Annotated in this window: 12 protein-coding genes; 4 read left to right on the top strand and 8 right to left on the bottom strand. The window is 57.9% G+C overall.

From position 1 onward, the window contains the following. Positions 1 to 38: 38 nt before the first annotated feature. Both dxs and OVA03_RS06225 read left to right on the top strand, forming a co-directional pair. Positions 39 to 1,961: a 1-deoxy-D-xylulose-5-phosphate synthase gene (gene dxs, locus OVA03_RS06230; RefSeq protein ID WP_267527280.1), complete on the top strand. Its 1,923-nt coding sequence runs from the start codon at positions 39 to 41 to the stop codon at positions 1,959 to 1,961. A 393-nt stretch (positions 1,962 to 2,354) separates the two neighbouring features. Continuing rightward, positions 2,355 to 3,941: an AbgT family transporter gene (locus tag OVA03_RS06225; RefSeq protein WP_267527279.1), complete on the top strand. Its 1,587-nt coding sequence runs from the start codon at positions 2,355 to 2,357 to the stop codon at positions 3,939 to 3,941. A gap of 142 nt (positions 3,942 to 4,083) precedes the next feature. Here the strand turns inward: OVA03_RS06225 and OVA03_RS06220 are convergent, their stop codons facing one another. The 6 genes from OVA03_RS06220 to OVA03_RS06195 form a co-directional block, all read right to left on the bottom strand. Next, the gene (locus OVA03_RS06220; RefSeq protein ID WP_267527278.1) at positions 4,084 to 5,352 is read right to left on the bottom strand and encodes an O-antigen ligase family protein; all 1,269 of its coding nucleotides are present in this window, start codon (positions 5,350 to 5,352) and stop codon (positions 4,084 to 4,086) included. A gap of 55 nt (positions 5,353 to 5,407) precedes the next feature. Continuing rightward, positions 5,408 to 6,286 (bottom strand): HAMP domain-containing protein, encoded by an 879-nt coding sequence (locus tag OVA03_RS06215; RefSeq protein ID WP_267527277.1) that lies wholly within the window; start codon positions 6,284 to 6,286, stop codon positions 5,408 to 5,410. Positions 6,287 to 6,502: 216 nt separating this feature from the next. Continuing rightward, positions 6,503 to 7,330 carry a hypothetical protein gene (locus tag OVA03_RS06210; protein WP_267527276.1) on the bottom strand — a complete coding sequence of 276 codons (828 nt, stop codon included), beginning with the start codon at positions 7,328 to 7,330 and terminating at the stop codon, positions 6,503 to 6,505. A 184-nt stretch (positions 7,331 to 7,514) separates the two neighbouring features. Further along, positions 7,515 to 9,320, bottom strand: a complete 1,806-nt coding sequence (locus tag OVA03_RS06205) for an IlvD/Edd family dehydratase (protein WP_267527275.1) — start codon at positions 9,318 to 9,320, stop codon at positions 7,515 to 7,517. Between the two features lie 21 nt (positions 9,321 to 9,341). Further along, positions 9,342 to 10,496, bottom strand: coding sequence for an aldose epimerase family protein (locus OVA03_RS06200; RefSeq protein WP_267527274.1), 1,155 nt, complete (start codon positions 10,494 to 10,496; stop codon positions 9,342 to 9,344). Between the two features lie 193 nt (positions 10,497 to 10,689). Continuing rightward, complete coding sequence (locus tag OVA03_RS06195) at positions 10,690 to 11,403, bottom strand: FadR/GntR family transcriptional regulator (RefSeq protein ID WP_267527682.1); 714 nt, start codon at positions 11,401 to 11,403, stop codon at positions 10,690 to 10,692. Between the two features lie 226 nt (positions 11,404 to 11,629). On the opposite strand from OVA03_RS06195, the gene araD1 reads away from it, so the two are divergent. Further along, the gene (gene araD1 / locus OVA03_RS06190) at positions 11,630 to 12,628 is read left to right on the top strand and encodes an AraD1 family protein (RefSeq protein ID WP_267527273.1); all 999 of its coding nucleotides are present in this window, start codon (positions 11,630 to 11,632) and stop codon (positions 12,626 to 12,628) included. A gap of 52 nt (positions 12,629 to 12,680) precedes the next feature. On the opposite strand, the gene OVA03_RS06185 is transcribed toward araD1, so the two are convergent. Next, positions 12,681 to 14,654 (bottom strand): alpha/beta hydrolase family protein, encoded by a 1,974-nt coding sequence (locus OVA03_RS06185; protein ID WP_267527272.1) that lies wholly within the window; start codon positions 14,652 to 14,654, stop codon positions 12,681 to 12,683. Positions 14,655 to 14,740: 86 nt separating this feature from the next. Next, on the bottom strand, positions 14,741 to 15,622 hold the full coding sequence (miaA, locus tag OVA03_RS06180; RefSeq protein WP_267527271.1) for a tRNA (adenosine(37)-N6)-dimethylallyltransferase MiaA: 882 nt from the start codon (positions 15,620 to 15,622) through the stop codon (positions 14,741 to 14,743). Between the two features lie 82 nt (positions 15,623 to 15,704). Here miaA and OVA03_RS06170 point away from each other — a divergent pair, with 82 nt between their 5' ends. Beyond that, on the top strand, positions 15,705 to 16,811 hold the full coding sequence (locus OVA03_RS06170) for an Mrp/NBP35 family ATP-binding protein (RefSeq protein WP_324291033.1): 1,107 nt from the start codon (positions 15,705 to 15,707) through the stop codon (positions 16,809 to 16,811). The last annotated feature ends 188 nt before the right edge of the window (positions 16,812 to 16,999 follow it).

Raw genomic sequence — 16,999 nt, 5'->3', positions numbered from 1 at the left:
AAGCGATTCAAAAATCTATATTCTTAAGCGTAATGAATATGTCGTCTGTAACGCCCGTCCTCGACACCCTGTCTCCGCCTGAACGTATTAGGTCTTTGAGCTTTCATGATCTGAAAGCGCTGGCCGATGAGGTGCGTCTGGAAACCATCGATGTGGTCTCAAAAACCGGCGGTCATCTGGGCTCAGCGCTCGGCGTGGTCGAACTGACGGTGGCGCTGCATCATGTCTTTGAAACGCCGAAAGATATTCTGATCTGGGATGTGGGCCATCAGACCTATCCGCATAAGCTTTTGACCGGGCGGCGCGACCGTATCCGCACCCTGCGTCAGGGCGGCGGGCTGTCGGGCTTCACCAAACGCTCAGAGAGCGAATACGATCCGTTCGGGGCCGCCCATGCCGCCACCTCGATCTCGGCAGCGCTTGGATTCTGCGCCGCCCGCGACCTTCAGGGCCGGGATAACCGCGTTGTGGCCGTGATCGGCGATGGTTCCATGTCAGCCGGCATGGCCTATGAGGCCATGAACAACGCCTGCGAGACGACCAAAAGCCTGACGGTTATCCTCAACGACAATGACATGTCGATCGCCCCGCCGGTCGGGGGCATGAGCGCTTACCTGGCCAACCTCGTCTCTGGCGGGGCCTATCAATCGTTCCGCAAGTTCGGCAAGTCGGTGGCTGAGCGCCTGCCGCGCCCATTGTTCGAGGCCGCGCGTAAGGCCGAAGAATTTACCCGCGGCATGGTCACCGGGGGTACGTTTTTTGAGGAATTGGGCTTTTATTATGTTGGCCCGATTGACGGCCACAATATGGAGCACCTGCTGGCCGTGCTCAAAAAAGCTCATTCGATCACAGACCGGCCGGTGCTGGTCCATGTGGTCACGCAAAAGGGCAAGGGCTATGTCCACGCCGAAAGTGCGGCTGACAAATATCACGGCGTCGCCAAGTTCGATGTGGTCACCGGTGAGCAGTCAAAGCCCAAGGCCAATGCCCCCAGCTATACCGATGTGTTTGCCTCGGAACTGATCAAACGCGCCCGCATCGACTCGAAGATCGTCGGCATTACCGCCGCCATGCCATCGGGCACCGGACTTGACCGCTTTGCCGAAATTTTCCCTGATCGCACCTTTGATGTCGGCATTGCCGAGCAGCATGCGGTGACCTTTGCGGCAGGCTTAGCGGCCGATGGCATGAAGCCGTTCTGCGCCATCTATTCGACGTTTTTACAGCGCGGCTATGATCAGGTGGCGCACGATGTCGCCTTGCAGGATCTGCCGGTGCGCTTTGCTATTGATCGGGCCGGTCTGGTCGGGGCCGATGGTGCCACTCATGCGGGCACGTTTGATGTGGGCTATCTGGGGGCCTTGCCGGGCATGGTCTTGATGGCCGCGTCCGATGAAGCCGAACTGGCCGCCATGATCGCCACCGCCACCGCCTATGATGACGGCCCGTCAGCGTTCAGATACCCGCGCGGCGAAGGCACGGGGGCGGTGATACCCGAACTGGCCGACCCGCTTGAGATCGGCAAAGGCCGGATTGTGCGCGAAGGCTCAAAAGTCGCCATACTGTCGTTAGGCGCGCGCTTGAGCGAGGCACTCAAAGCTGCCGATATTCTGGCCGCCAAGGGGTTATCGACTACGGTGGCCGATGCCCGTTTTGCCAAGCCGCTCGACAAAGACCTTATCCGCCAACTGGCTAAACACCATGAATGTCTGATCACCGTCGAAGAAGGCGCGGTTGGCGGCTTTGGGGCATTTGTGCTGCATTTTCTGGCCGACGAGGGCGCGCTGGATGCGGGGCTTAAGATCCGTACCCTCACCCTGCCGGATCGTTTCCAGGATCACGATAAGCCCGATGCCATGTACGCAGATGCGGGCCTTGATGCTGAGGGCATTGCCATTGCGGCCCTGCAAGCGCTGGGCTTTAGCGAGGCCGATATCGCCCGCGTGGCGGTCAAGGGGTAGAGGGTTCTAAATCACATGGGATCACAAGGCCCATTTGATGATTTAATTGAAGCCGTATGTGTGTGGGCTGGGGATACTGCGGCAGTATTCAGAATAATCATCCGGTTCATGTCCGTGATTTCATACCCGACAGTGGGTATGTTTCAGCAGATCAGTTCGTAAACTGGGTATTCCTTGCCGAAGGCATTAAGCCCGACGAACCACATGCTCACCGGATAGCATTAAAGGCACTTTTCATAGAGCACATGGGAACGGATATCGTCACAATAAATCAACGGCCCAAATAACGTGCTGGCCAAGGCATAGGCGGAAAACCATTCCGTTCGATACTATCTGCGTTTGACAGCGAAGCGCTTACCGCTAAGGTTAAGGTTTTGACGCAGGGGAGCGATCATGACCGACAGCGATGCCTTACAACGCCAGAAGGGTTTTCTGGGCCTGATCGAGCGGTTAGGCAATAAACTGCCTGATCCGGTCATGATCTTTGTGTGGCTGATTCTGGTTCTGATGATTTTGTCGACTGTGGGCGCCTACCTCGGCTGGTCGGCCTCAATCCCCTTTTCCGGAGATAAGGCCCCGCCGTTTTCGACGCTTGAAAACGGGGTCGTCACCTATACCGCCGACAGCCTGTTCACGCAGGAAAACATCACCCGTCTGCTGGTCGATATGCCAAAGACCCTGACCGGATTTGCACCATTGGGCGTCGTGCTGGTGGTCATGTACGGCGCGGCAGTGGCTGAGCGCACCGGCATGTTCAGCGCCCTGATCCGCTCATCCTTACGCAATGCCCCAAAGGCCATATTGACGCCGTGTGTGGCGGTGATTGGTATGTTGTCGCACCATGCCTCCGACACCGGCTATGTGGTGTTTATCCCGCTGGCCGCGTTGATTTACGCCTCGGTCGGGCGGCATCCGCTGGTCGGTGTCGCGGCCGCGTTTGCGGCGGTTTCCGGCGGTTATGCCGGTAATATAACGCCGGGCCAGATCGATGTGCTGCTGTTTGGGTTCACGCAGGAAGCGGCCCGCATCATTGATCCCGAATGGACCATGAACCCGATCGGCAACTGGTGGTTCATCGTGGCGATTGTGTTCCTGTTTACGCCTATCGTGTGGTTCATTACCGACAAGATCGTCGAACCGCGCCTGGGCAAATGGGGCGGCACCAAGGACACCGAAATCGAAGCTGAACTGGCCAAGTCCGAAGTGACCGAGGCTGAAAAGAAGGGCCTCAAAGCCGCAGGCATCGCGGCTTTAGTCATCATCGGCCTGTTTGCAGCGCTGGCCCTATGGCCCGGCTATACGCCGCTGATTGATGAAACAAAGACTGGCCCGGCGCAATTGCAGCCGTTCTATTCGGCGCTGATCCCTGGCTTTTTCCTGCTGTTTCTCGCGACCGGCATCTCGTTTGGCGTCAAGGCAGGCACCGTCAAATCGGACAATGACGTGGTGCGCATGATGGGGGAGGGGATACGCTCCATGGCCCCCTATATTGTGTTTGCCTTCTTTGCTGCCCATTTCGTGGCCATGTTCAACTGGTCAGGCCTTGGGCCGATTGTGGCCATCAATGGTGCCGAAGTTCTCAAAAGCTGGGACCTGCCTGCCCCGATCCTGCTGGTCAGTGTGCTGCTGTTCTCATCCGTGCTGGACCTGTTTATCGGCTCGGCCTCAGCCAAGTGGTCGGCGCTCGCCCCCGTCGTCGTGCCGATGTTCATGCTGGTTGGTATTTCGCCCGAAATGACGACCGCGGCCTACCGCATGGGCGACAGCTACACCAATATCATGACGCCGCTGATGTCCTATTTTCCGCTCATTCTGGCCTTTTGCCGGCGGTGGGATTCGACCTACGGCGTGGGGTCATTGCTGGCCCTGATGCTGCCCTATGCCCTGTGTTTTATGGTGGCGGGGATATTGATGACCGCAGGGTGGGTGCATTTTGACCTGCCGCTGGGGCCCCATGCGCAGGTTCACTATTCGCGGTGAAGCATGGTTCTCCTCCCCATAGAATGGGGAGGTGTCAGCGCGAAGTCGCTGACGGAGGGGTATAAGTACGGTGGAATTACCCCTCCGTCTCGTCGTTAACGCGCCAATCCACCTCCCCACGCAGGCGTAGGGAGGAGAAATTTTAAGTCTGCAAACGGTTGGCGGTCAGACGGGCCGCCGCCGCCACAAACAGTACCCAGATCAAGCTGTTTTGCCCCAGAATAAAGCTTTCCGACAGGATCAAAAAGCTGAACAAACACAGGATCAGCACCGAGAAAAACCCGTCATTAACGCGCGAAAACCGAAACAGGGCGCACAGAAAACAGATCGCCAAAAACACCCCAAAGGTGATCACCCCGACCCAGCCCAACTGCACCAGCAAATCGAGCCAGCCATTGTGCGCTGATGGCACCGGCCAATGGGTTTCGCGCCGCACGATAAGGGCGGGCACCGATCCTTCGGCCCAGAACGCCTTATAGCCATAGCCGAGCAGGGGGCGTTCTTCGGACAGCCGCCCCAGCGCTTCCCAGATCTGGGTGCGGCCGGTCAACGTCGGGTCTTTGCCCAAGGCTTTCAAAACCACATCGGGGATGGTCATGAACACGACGGTACCTATGGTGGCCGCCGTGGTGGCAAACCAGACGATGACGACGCTGATCAACCCGCCGCGCTGAATGGCTACCAGCACCGGCATGGCCCCGAGGCTCAACAGACACGCCAGCAGTGAGGTCTTGGAGCGCGACAGGACCACCAGCACGAAGATCATCACGGCGGCAGCAATCCAGAATTTGCGCCGCTCCGGCACCTGAAACGCGGAGGCGCAGGCGGCGATGAACCCCAGCACCATCATGGCCGCCATCTGGTTCTTTTCGTGCCACAGTCCGCGCCAGGCCCCGGCATTGATGTCGTGAGCGATCCCCATCTTGGGGTAGAGAGCCGCCGCCAGATAGGAGCCGATCGCCAGCCCCACAAAGGTGAAGCCTACGATCTGGGTCAGGTCTGAGCCCTTATAGCGCGCGCCCAGATAAAGCCCGAACAGGCTGGTGAAGGCCAGTGCAATGGCCCGCCTGGTGGAAACATCGGGCGCGATAGACCACACCGATGACAGATAGGCCAGGCCGACAAATATACCGATGGCAAATACGGCGGGGATAATGCGCAGGAATGACGATATCCGCATGGCGCACAGCAAGGCCGTGGCACCATATACCGGCAGCCACAGCAGGCGCATCCAGGCCGTCTCACCGCCGTTTTCCTGATTGGGCGCAAATAGCGGTGCCCACAGCGCTTCGGTAAACATGAAGACGCAGAAAATGGTCAGGGTGACTTCGGCGGCGCGGATCAGCACAGCCCAGCGATCCGCATCATCAGGCGCGGCAGCAGTCTCTGTCCGGTAAAGGGCGGCGGTCATGGCCCGGACACTAAGCCTAAAAGGTCAAAATCTTGTTAGCCGTAAATGCAGGCAGTCAGTCCAGAATAATCTGGCGCATTTCCATCTGTTTCAGGTGCTCGGCCTCACGCTGTTCCCGCGCCAGCCGGTCAGCCTCGATCGCCCGGTCACGCAGGTGCTCAATCGCCCGCCAGACGGCGGATATCTCATCATGCTGGCGATGGACATGGGCCGGATCATGATGCGGGTGTGCGTCGGGTATGGGCGTGTCATACTTACCTTCGGATACGCTGATGATAGCGTTGGCGATGGTCTTAAGCGGTTTAGAGATAAACTCCACGACGATCCACACCGAAATGGCGATCATGAGCGCGATCCCCATAATGGCCACGGTCATAAAATGAATGGCGCGCTTAGCATGGTATTCCTGAGCAATGGCCTGATGGTTGGCCAGATCCTTGCGTGAGGCCATGACGGCTTTTTCGACATCGGCCTGAAAAGCGATGCGGCGGGCACGGGCACGCTCATTATTGCCCAGTTTGTCGGCCTCAGCCGGCGATACGGTCGTCCCCAACCGGATCAGTTCTCGGCGAAAGGTTATAAAATCCGCAGCCTGTTTTTCGATCACCCCAAAGCTGGCCAACTTGGCCGGCCCGCCATTGACGCGCCAGTCTTCCAGGGTCTGTTCGATCTCATTCAGATCGTTTTCAAGTCGCTTGGCAAAGACGCGGGCTGAGGTGGTATCCTTGGACAAATATATGCCCCGTGATTCCATGACAGCGCTGGACACCAGATAGTTGAGGTGTTCGCCGTAATAGGTGTTGTCATAGGACAGACCGTAATTTTTCATCATCCGGTCATAGTCGCGGATGGTCAGCACACCCAGTCCGGCAATTGCCAGCGCCATGGCCGCAAAGGCCGCGACAAGGGTAAGTATTCTGGCCTTGATCGACATGGTTGTCTCCCTGCCTTTATGTCTCTGCACGCAGATACCGGATATCGGCGTGTATTCCCTGGTGGTATTTTATGCCTTACTGACGGCGTAAGGCTTATGTTTGTGTGAATATCTTATGCCTAAACGCGCAAATAGCAATGATTGATAAGTCAGGTCTTCGTGATACGTAAAGAGGTAATATTGACGGACGCAGGTGAGGTTAATCCATAAATGAGACTAGTCTAAGAGAATCTGACGCATTTCGAGGGAGCGTTTTTCTTCGGCTTCGCGTTCGGCGCGGGCGGTCACTTCGACCTGGCGGGCGCGCTCAGCCAGAACCGCCAGAGCCCCCCATAAAGCTGATATCTCCTTGCCGGATTTTGCCGGTGCGTCTTTAGCCGCGTCATAATCGCCTTCTGAGACGCGGATGATGGATTGGGCCAAATCCTGCATGGGACTTGAAATGTAAGTCATTGCCCACCACAGCGACAGCCCGATCATGACCACTAGCATCAGGGACACGGCAATAACAAAGTGCATCACCCGCTCATCACCGTAATGGCGGACCTCCTCGCGGTGCCGCTCCAGATCGCGGCGATGTCTGTCGACCCAGTGCCCAAGGTCGGCCTGATAATTCATACGCATCTGACGCACCACTTCATCATTGCCGTGCTTATCGGCAGCGGCAATCGAGACCTGGGTGCCAAGCCGGATCAGTTCGCGCCGGAAGACGACGAATGCTTGGGTTTGCTGCACCAGATCCGGGCTAAGGTCAGGCTGTTCGGTGAGTAGGTTTTCGATGTCACTCAGGTTGCGCTCAAGGCGGGCTGCGAAAGGTTTAGCGGCTTCAAGGTTGGCAGACAGGTATATGCCGCGCGATTCCGCCACGGAAGCCGATACCAGTCCATTGAGCCGTTCGGCCCGGCGCACCGTCTCATGCCGCTGCGCATACTGGCCCAGCATACGGCTATAGTCGGCAATGCTGATAACCCCCAACATAGCAATGGCCAACGCCATGATGGCGAAACCGGCGACCAGCGCCAGAAACCTAGATCGGATCGACATGTAACCCCGTATACGCTGACTACCATCCTCAAGGGATCGTTTCGATCCGATTGAGCGGTATAAATGTAAAATAGAGGTGAATGATCACGGGCTTTAAGCGGCTGCATCCTGAAATAGGAAATAAAAAAGGTTCCGCATAGCCATATGCGGAACCTTTAAGTTGTAACCCAAATCGGGTCGGCGTCTAGTGATTGTCTCTGGGCAGGCCCTTGGTTTGGGCGATGCGCTGATAGGCCACAGCGTTTTCAAGGGCGGCACCGGTATCCATTTGCCCGACGACGGCACGTTGCATTTCCTGCCACGGCGTCTGGTGCTCAGGGTACTTAAAGCCACCGGCGGCGTCTAGGGCGGCGCGGCGCTCGGCGATCTCGGCATACGAAATCAGCACATTGACGGTGTTGGTGTTGAGGTCAACGCGCACGCGGTCATCGGTCTTGAGGATGGCGAGGTTGCCGCCTGCCGCCGCTTCCGGAGAGGCATTGAGGATCGACGGCGAGCCCGACGTGCCGGACTGACGGCCATCGCCGATACAGGCCAGTGACTTGATGCCGCGTTTCAGCAGATAGTCAGGGCAGCGCATATTGACGACTTCGGCAGCACCCGGATAACCGATGGGCCCGGCCCCGCGCATGAACAGTATGCAGTGCTCATCGATCTTAAGCGCCGGATCATCGATACGGTGGTGATAGTCTTCGGGGCCGTCAAACACGATGGCGCGGCCTTCAAAGGCGTTGAGGTCAGCCGGATTATTCAGGTAACGCTCACGGAACTCTGGTGAGATCACCGACACCTTCATGATGGCCGAGGTGAACAGATTGCCCGACAGGACGCGGAAGCCAGCATTTTCCTTAAGCGGTTTCTCAAACGGACGAATGACGTTTTCGTCTTCGATGATGGCGTCACGGCAGTTGTCACCAATAGTTTTACCGTTCACCGTCATGGCGTCTTCATGGATCAGGCCATGCTTGATCAACTGGCCCACAACGGCGGGGACGCCGCCGGCATGGTGATAGTCTTCGCCGAGATATTCACCGGCGGGCATCAGGTTGACGATCAGCGGCACTTCTTCGCCGTACTGCTGCCATTCCTCGACCTTGAGGTCCACGCCGATATGGCGGGCCAGAGCGTTGAGGTGGATCGGGGCGTTGGTCGAGCCGCCGATGGCAGAATTGACGCGGATAGCGTTGATGAAGGCTTCCTTGGTCAGAATATCCGACGGCTTAAGGTCTTCGTGGACCATCTCGACAATGCGCTTACCGGTGCGGTTGGCACATTCCTGACGGTCGCGGTGCGGGGCCGGAATGGCCGCCGAATAGGGCAGTTGCATCCCCAGCGCTTCGGCCAGAGAATTCATGGTCGTGGCCGTACCCATGGTGTTGCAGTAGCCGGTTGATGGGGCCGATGACGCCACCAGCTTGATGAAGCCCTGATAGTCGATCTCACCTGCGGCCAGCAATTCGCGCGCTTTCCAGACGATGGTGCCGGACCCCGTGCGCTCACCCTTGTACCAGCCGTTGAGCATAGGGCCAACACTAAGGGCAATCGACGGGATGTTAACGGTGGCGGCGGCCATCAGACAGGCGGGGGTGGTCTTGTCGCAACCGATGGTCAGCACGACGCCGTCGAGCGGATAGCCATAGATGATCTCAACCAGACCCAGATAGGCCAGGTTGCGGTCGAGACCGGCGGTCGGGCGCTTACCGGTTTCCTGAATCGGGTGGACCGGGAACTCCAGCGGAATACCGCCGGAGGATATGATGCCGTCGCGGATATGTTTGGCCAACTCAATGTGATGGCGGTTACAGGGGCTTAGGTCCGATCCCGTCTGCGCGATGCCGATGATCGGCTTATCCGATTGCAGGTCTTCGAGCGACAGACCGAAGTTCATGTAGCGCTCAAGATAGAGCGCCGTCATGTCGGCATTGTCGGGATTGTCAAACCAGGCGCGCGAACGAAGCTGGGTTTTGGAACGGGAAACGGAATCGGACATAAGGCTAAGTACTTCGGTCTTTTATTGGGTTACGAAAATGTGGTGAACCGTGGTCTGGGTATAGGTCTGGCCGGGGTTCAGGCGTGTGGTCGGGAATTCCGGACGGTTGGGGCTGTCGGGGTAGTGCTGGGTCTCAAACGCCACCGCATCACCCATGCGGGTCACCTGACCACCCTTGCCGGGGATTTTGCCGTCAAGGAAGTTGCCGGTATACATCTGCACGCCCGGTTCGGTCGTCAGGATCTTAAGGCCGCGACCGGACGTGGCGTCGGTCAAAGTAACCGCCAGTTTCGGGGTCTTGGTCAGGCCGCCACGCACCAGATAGTTATGGTCGATGCCGAGGCCGACCAGAATTTGCGGATGGCGGGCATCGCGAACCTTGGAACTGATCAGGGCCGGGGTCGTAAAATCAAACGGCGTGCCCTTGACCGAAGCAATCTCGCCGGTCGGAATGGCCGTGGCTGTGGTCGGCAGGTACGAATCCGCCTCCAGTTGCAGGGTGGCATCCAGCGCGCTGCGGCCAGAGCTGACGCCGCCCAGATTGAACAGCGAATGGTTGGTCAGATTGAGCACGGTCGGCTTATCGGTCGTGGCCTTATAGCTGATGGTCAGGTCGTTAGCATCGCTCAAAGCATAGGTCACAAAGACCTTGACGGTGCCGGGATAGCCTTCTTCGCCATCGGGAGAGACATAGGATAAAGTCACCGAAGCCGTGGGGCCGGATTTGACATCTTCAACCTTCCAGACCACCTTGTCCCAGCCCTTAAGGCCGCCGTGCAGGTGGTTGCCGTTATTGTTGGTGGCGAGGGTATATTCCTTGCCATCGAGCGAGAATTTGCCCAGCGCGATACGGTTGGCATAGCGGCCAACGGTTACGCCCAGATATTGCGGCGTATCGACATAGCCCTCAAGAGTGTCATAGCCGATAACGATATCGTCAGCCTTGCCCGCCTTATCCGGCACGATCAGCGACTGCAGCGTCGCGCCATAAGCGATGACCTTGGCGGATACGCCTTTGGAGTTTTTCAGCTCAACCGCTTCGATCTTGGTGCCGTCTTTCAGCGCGCCAAAGTCGCCCTTGGTGGCGGTGGCGGCCAGCGCGGTCGAAGACATCAAAAGGCTGGCCAGGGTCATACTGGCAAGCGTCAGGCCTGCAGCTACGGCAAAAGATTTCATTATCGGTCTCTCCTGTGTAAGGTCTTCGGTCTTGCGTCATGGTGCCGTTATCACAAGCGGGGCCATGTCAGACTCTGTTCAGCCAGTCTTTTAGCCTTGTGACTAAAGTCCGACAATAGCTGATTTTATTATCATACAAAATAAGGCGGCCCTCACAGAGGCAATCCCCTGAAAAAGGCTTAGGCCGGAAGGTTTAGGTTTGCGGCGACATGCTTTTTTGCGTGTCCTCTAACGCCATGCGCACCAGCGATTCCATGCACCAGCGGGCGGCGGAGGCATCGCCGCGCTCGATTGCCTCGAATACGCGGGCATGGTCAGGGATAGGGTCTCGACTCAAAGACTTGTGGCGCTGCTTATAGCGGGTGGTCCAGCTTACCGCCGCCCCGATGGTCGTGCTGAGCGAGGCCAGCGCTTCGTTATGGGTGGCGAACATCAGGGTGTGGTGAAATTCCAGATCGGCCATGCGTCCGGCCTCACTGGCTAGGGTCTCAATCTCCATGACCTCAAGCGCCTTGCGCATCCGCTCGATCTGATCCGGCGTGCGTCGCTCGGCCGCCAACGCCGCAGCGGCGGGCTCGGTGATCAGGCGCAGTTCAAACAGCCCCTTGATGAAGTCCTCAGACGGTTCGGTCTCAAACATCCAACCCAGAACTTCCGGGTCGAGGATGTTCCAGCGATCACGCTCAGTCACGCGGGTGCCAATCTTGGGCCGGCTTTCGACCATGCCTTTGGAGGCCAGAATCCGGATCGCTTCACGGTAAGCCGAGCGCGATATATCGAGCGATTCGCTGGAGTCGATCTCATTGGGCAGGATGTCGCCGGACTTATAGACGCCCCCCAAAATCTGAACGCCCAGATTGTGGGCCAGTGCGCCGTGCAGCCGTCCCTGAAACGCCGCGCGGAACATGTCATGTCCGCCCGTCGCGGGGGTGAAGGTCAGGGGATGCTGGGTTTTATTATCGGTAAGCGTTGGTTTCCTCATGATCAATGCATGACATTTTCGCTGATATTTGACAAAGTTATTTTTAATCAGGCCCGTGATTTGCGCTTTACGACGCATATTTGTCTGACTATATCAATCGGCCTGATGTTCCGTGCGGAACACGCCCAAAAACCATATACGGGAGCCCGTCATGACCCTGCGCCTTATTCAATTCGTAACTGCCACAGGCGAACGCCGTGTTGCCGCCGCTCAGGATGACGGTTCGGCGCAAGTGGTGAACGGCGTGTCCTCGACCTACGAACTGGCGACGGCGGCTATCCGCGAAGGGATTTCGCTGGATGCCAAGGTCACGGCTCTGGGGCTGGGGGAGGCGGTCGATATCGCCACAGCCTTGTCCGAAGGCCGCGTTCTGGCGCCGATCGATCACCCCGATTCGGCCCACCTGCACGTCACCGGCACGGGCCTCACGCATTTGGGTTCGGCCGAAAGCCGCAACAAAATGCACCAGGCGGCCGCGTCCGGCGAAGAAAACCTGACCGATTCCATGCGCATGTTCCTGATGGGCGTTGAAGGCGGTAAGCCCGAAGCCGGTAAGGTCGGCGCGCAGCCGGAATGGTTCTACAAGGGCAATGGCTCGACGCTGGTGGGGCCGAACGTACCGCTGGAATCGCCAAGCTTTGCCGAAGACGCTGGCGAAGAGCCTGAAATGGCCGGGATCTATATCATCGGTGACGATGGCAACGCCTATCGTCTGGGCTTTGCGCTCGCCAACGAATTTTCGGATCACATTGTTGAGAAGCAAAACTATCTGTGGCTGGCCCACTCAAAGTTGCGTCCGGCCTCGATCGGGGTTGAAATCCGCACCGGCGACCTGCCCAAAAGCGTCGAAGGCACCGCCCGTATTACCCGCGGCAACGAAGTGGTCTGGGAAAAGCCGTTCCTGTCGGGTGAGGACAACATGTCCCATACCTTTGCCAACCTTGAATATCACCACTTCAAATATGCCCTGTTCCGTCAGCCGGGCGACATCCATGTGCACTGCTTTGGCACCTCGACCGCCTCGTTCGGTGACGGCATCCGCACTCAGGACGGCGATGTGTTTGAAATCGAAGCCTCTCCGTTCGTCTTTGGCCTGCGCAATGAACTGACGACGACTAATGAAGAAAAGATCGTGGTTCGCGCGCTGTAAGCGAATTCCCTCTCCCCGCTTGCGGGGAGAGGGTTAGGGCGAGGGACAATCCTTAAGTGACCGGGTTGTGCTTTTCCAGAAACGCGATGATGGCGGCGGACATCTCAAGACGCTTTGCCTCAACCGACTGCCAGTGATCCTCGCCTTTCAGTTCGATGAAGGTGACGTCCTTGCCTGCGTTTTTCAGGGCACGTTCCATTTTGCGGCTCTGGCCTATATCGACAATAATATCGTCCTTGCCGTGGATCAGAAGGACAGGAATGGTGACCTTATCGACATGGTTGACGGGTGAGATTTCATCGAGTGTTTTCTTCTCACCGACCGAGCGTTTGAGCGACAATACCACCGGGCTGGTCGCGGAGCCGGTCTGGTTGGTGTCAAAGCTCAGCATGGCCTTGATGTCGCTGATGCCCGCCACCGACACCGCGCACCTGTAAACGCCGGGATCAAGGGTCGCCCCCGCCAGCGCCGCATAGCCGCCGTAGGACGCGCCGACTATGGCGACCCGTTTGGGATCAATGGTGCCGTCCTTGGCCAGATAGCGCACGCCGTCGGACAGGTCGGTCTGCATCTTACGACCCCACTGGCCGTAACCGGCGACGATGAAATCATCGCCGTAACCGGTTGACCCTCTGAAGTTGGGTTGCAGGACGGCATAGCCGCGTGAGGCATAAAGCTGAGACTCCCAGTCGAAACTTGAGGTGTCTCTGGCATGGGGGCCGCCGTGCGGCAGGACAATCAGCGGCAGGTTCTTCGCCACTTTATTGGGAGGAAGCGTCAGATAACCGTGGATTTCGAGGCCATCAGCGGCCTTATACTTGATCGGCTTTTTCTGGGTGATCCATTGATAAGGCAGGTCCGGATAGTTTTGCCCGATCGGCACGGAATCGCCTGCACCAAAATCGATAAAATAATAGGTGCCGGGATCATCAGAGCTTTCGCCGTAAATCAGAACCTTGCGCGGGTCTTCTTCGGCAAACTCATAGATCGTGACATTGTAACCGGGCATGGCCCCTTTACACAAGTCGGCCAGTTTCTGCAGCCTGGGATCATTATATTCATACTTTACCCAGTCATCCCAGCGCGCAAAGCCGCAGAACAGTTTGGTCGTCGGGTGGAACATCGGCCCGCGGTTGTAGCCGTCTTTGTCCAGTGGCTCCGAGAAGGTGCCGTCAGCGCTGATCTCCAGATACTCACCGGCATTATCACCAGCATCGATATAAATTATGACCGATTGTTCGGTGCGGCCAAGCCCGATCAGGGAGGGGTAATCAACGGCTTCCTTGGTTTTATAGACCTGTTTCCAGCCGCCCTTGGCTCCCCGGAATTCCAGTGACCACTCTTTTCGGACACGGTTGAAATTTGAGCGGGCCACCGGTACCCCGGCAGGGGTCAGCACCCAGTTGCGGGTGTCATCAAAACCTTCATCGACCAGACGACCCCGATAGGAATCGAGATCAAAGCGGTAAAGGCAGAGGGGGTATTCTCCGTTCATACGATAGTTGGACGCTGTGACCCAATATTTGCCCTCATGCTTGATGCGTCTTAATCCCCCTTCGACGGTATTGTAAAAGCCGTCCATCCGTTCAAACAGGGTTTTGAGGCTGTTGGTGCGGATGTCGAGAATGTGAGCGAGAAAATGCTCCTGTCGGCTACCGGCATATTCTCTGAGACCCACGGTGGCGGAGGTACTGACCAATACGTGATCATTACTGGCCCAGAAGACGCTGCGCACCTTGGCGTCGCCTAGTCTGAGGCTGTTGGTCTTATTGGTCGCGATCTCATAGGTGAGCAGATAGAACGACCCGTTCTCGCGGGTGATCAGGGCGATGCGTTTGCCATCCGGCGACAGGCTGACATCTTCGATCTGGGGAGGCTTTACATAGGCCTCCATTGCGGGCCGGGGCGGGATAGGCCCATCCGGCTTTGATGCCTGAGCCTCTGACATAGCTCTTACCGCGATGGCGTTAAGCGACAATGCCCCCATACCCGCCAGCATGGCGCGGCGGTCCATACGTCCCCCCATAATCTACTCCCGTAATTACCCGTGCCCCACGCACTTAATAAGGATTTTATACCCAAGGTTTCAAAATCCACAAGTCGCTTAGAGGGTTAACGCGGTAATTCCTTAACCGAAGGCATCTGGTTGCGGAACCAGGTCATCTGGCGCTTGGCATAGTTGCGGGTCTTTTGCTGGGCCAAAGTGCGCGCATCCTCAAGCGTCATATCGCCCCGAAGATAAGCGCTTATTTCGGACAAACCCAGCACCCGCATAATCGGCCATTCGGGTTTGAGGCCGCGTTCCATCAGGGCCTCTGCCTCTTCCAACGCCCCATTATCCAGCATCATATCAAAGCGGCGGTCGCAGCGGGCATAAAGCCAGTCGCGGTCGGGCCGCAACACCTCAAGGTGGTAAGAGCCTTGCGGTAAAATAGGCGCATTGGTCTTTTGCCAATCGCTCAATGGTGTGCCGGTTTCCAGCCAGACCTCATAGGCCCGAGTCAGGCGTTGCTGATCGTTGGGTAGGATGCGGGCGCAGGCTTCGGGGTCAACCGACAGCAGCAGGCCGCGAAATGCCTCTTCGCCCATGTCGATATAGGTCTGGCGCGCCTGAGATCTGGCCTGATCACCGATCTCAGGTATTTCGGCCAACCCCCTGATAAGGCTTAGGAAATAGAGACCCGTGCCGCCGACGACACATAGGGCCGTATCCCCGCGCAAAGCCGCATCAATGAAGGGCTGAGCCGCCCGCAGCCACTGCCCGGTCGACCATATCTGATCGGGCCCCAGATGACCATATAGCACATGGCGGGCAATGGCCTCATCGTCGGCGGAAGGCCGCGCCGTTAGCGTGGGCACATCCTCATATAGCTGCATGGAATCGGCATTGAGAATGATACCGCCGGTCTTAACCGCCCAATCCAATGCCAGAGCCGATTTACCCGAAGCGGTCGGGCCAGCTAAAAGCAGAAGGGAAGGGGGGGAAGCGGACATAATCATGTGAATAGCCGTAATGTGGGTTGCATGACAAGCCGTAGCGGCCTAATCGCAGTCGCGAACTTGTAAGGACTATCTCATGACCCAGCCCGACCGCGAACAGGTACTCAGCGCGCTCAACGCCATTAAGGACCCGGTATCCGGGGCAGGCTTGTCGGACGCAGGCCTTGTGCGCGGGCTGGTGCTGTCGCCGGATCGGGTCGGGTTTATGCTGGAAGTGCCCCGCGATCAGGTCAATCTCTATGGGCCTGTGCGGGCTGAGGCTGAGCGGATGCTGGCCGGATTACCCGGCATCAAAAAGGCGCAGGTCGTGCTCACGGCTGAGGCCGAGGCCCCGACGCCTGCCCCCAAAGCCGCCAAACTCTCGCCGCAGGCCGCCGATCAGAACCGCCCCAAGGCGCCCGTGGCCTCATCGCGTCCGGCCCATGTCAAGCGCGTGATCGTGGTCGGATCAGGCAAGGGCGGGGTCGGTAAATCAACCATTGCCTTAAGTCTGGCGCTGGCGCTTAAAGGATTGGGCCTGCGTGTTGGGTTGCTGGATGCCGATATCTACGGGCCGTCGGCGCCGCTGATGCTGGGGGTGACCACGCCGCCAGCGTTCGGGCCGGAAAAGATGATGATCCCGCCTGAGGCGTTTGGGCTTAAAGTCAATTCGGTCGGGTTCTTAGTGGATGCCGATCAGGCCATGATCTGGCGCGGGCCGATGGCGTCGCAGGCGCTTAATCAACTGTTGACCCAGACCCTGTGGGGCACCGAGGCCGAACCGCTGGATGTGCTGGTGGTCGATATGCCGCCGGGCACCGGTGACGTGCAACTGACCCTGACCCAAAAGACGATGATTGACGGGGCGGTGGTGGTCTCCACGCCCCAGGAAATGGCGCTGATCGACGCGCGTCGGGCGATCACCTTGTTTGAGAAAACGTCGGTGAAAATCCTTGGTATTATTGAGAATATGGCCTGGCTGGAAAACCCGGTGTCGGGTGAAGCCATCTACGTCTTTGGGCGCGACGGGGCCAAGATTCTGGCGCAGAACCTTAAGGTGCCGTTCTTAGGTGATGTGCCGCTCGATCCGGCGTTGCGCAAAGGCTCGGATGAGGCGCAGCCGCTGGTGGCACTTGAACCCGACGGCGATGTGGCGGTGCGCTTTAAGATGATCGCTCAGGCGGTGATGACGCAACTGGGTTAGGGGTGGGCAGACACAAAGAGCCCCCACCACCACATCTCATCGCTGCGCGATTTCGTGCGGTCCCCCTCCCCAGTAAACTGGGGAGGTATAAGTAGAGATATCGCATTCCCTTATACTCCCCCAACTTATTGGGGAGGTGGCGCGCCGAAGGCGTGACGGTGGGGGGCTCTTGCGAACTTTTGGGCTGT

The organism is Asticcacaulis sp. SL142, from assembly GCF_026625745.1.
Lineage (GTDB): Bacteria > Pseudomonadota > Alphaproteobacteria > Caulobacterales > Caulobacteraceae > Asticcacaulis.
Note: the sequence above shows the minus strand (reverse complement) of the source record. Positions and strands in the feature narration are given on the sequence as shown.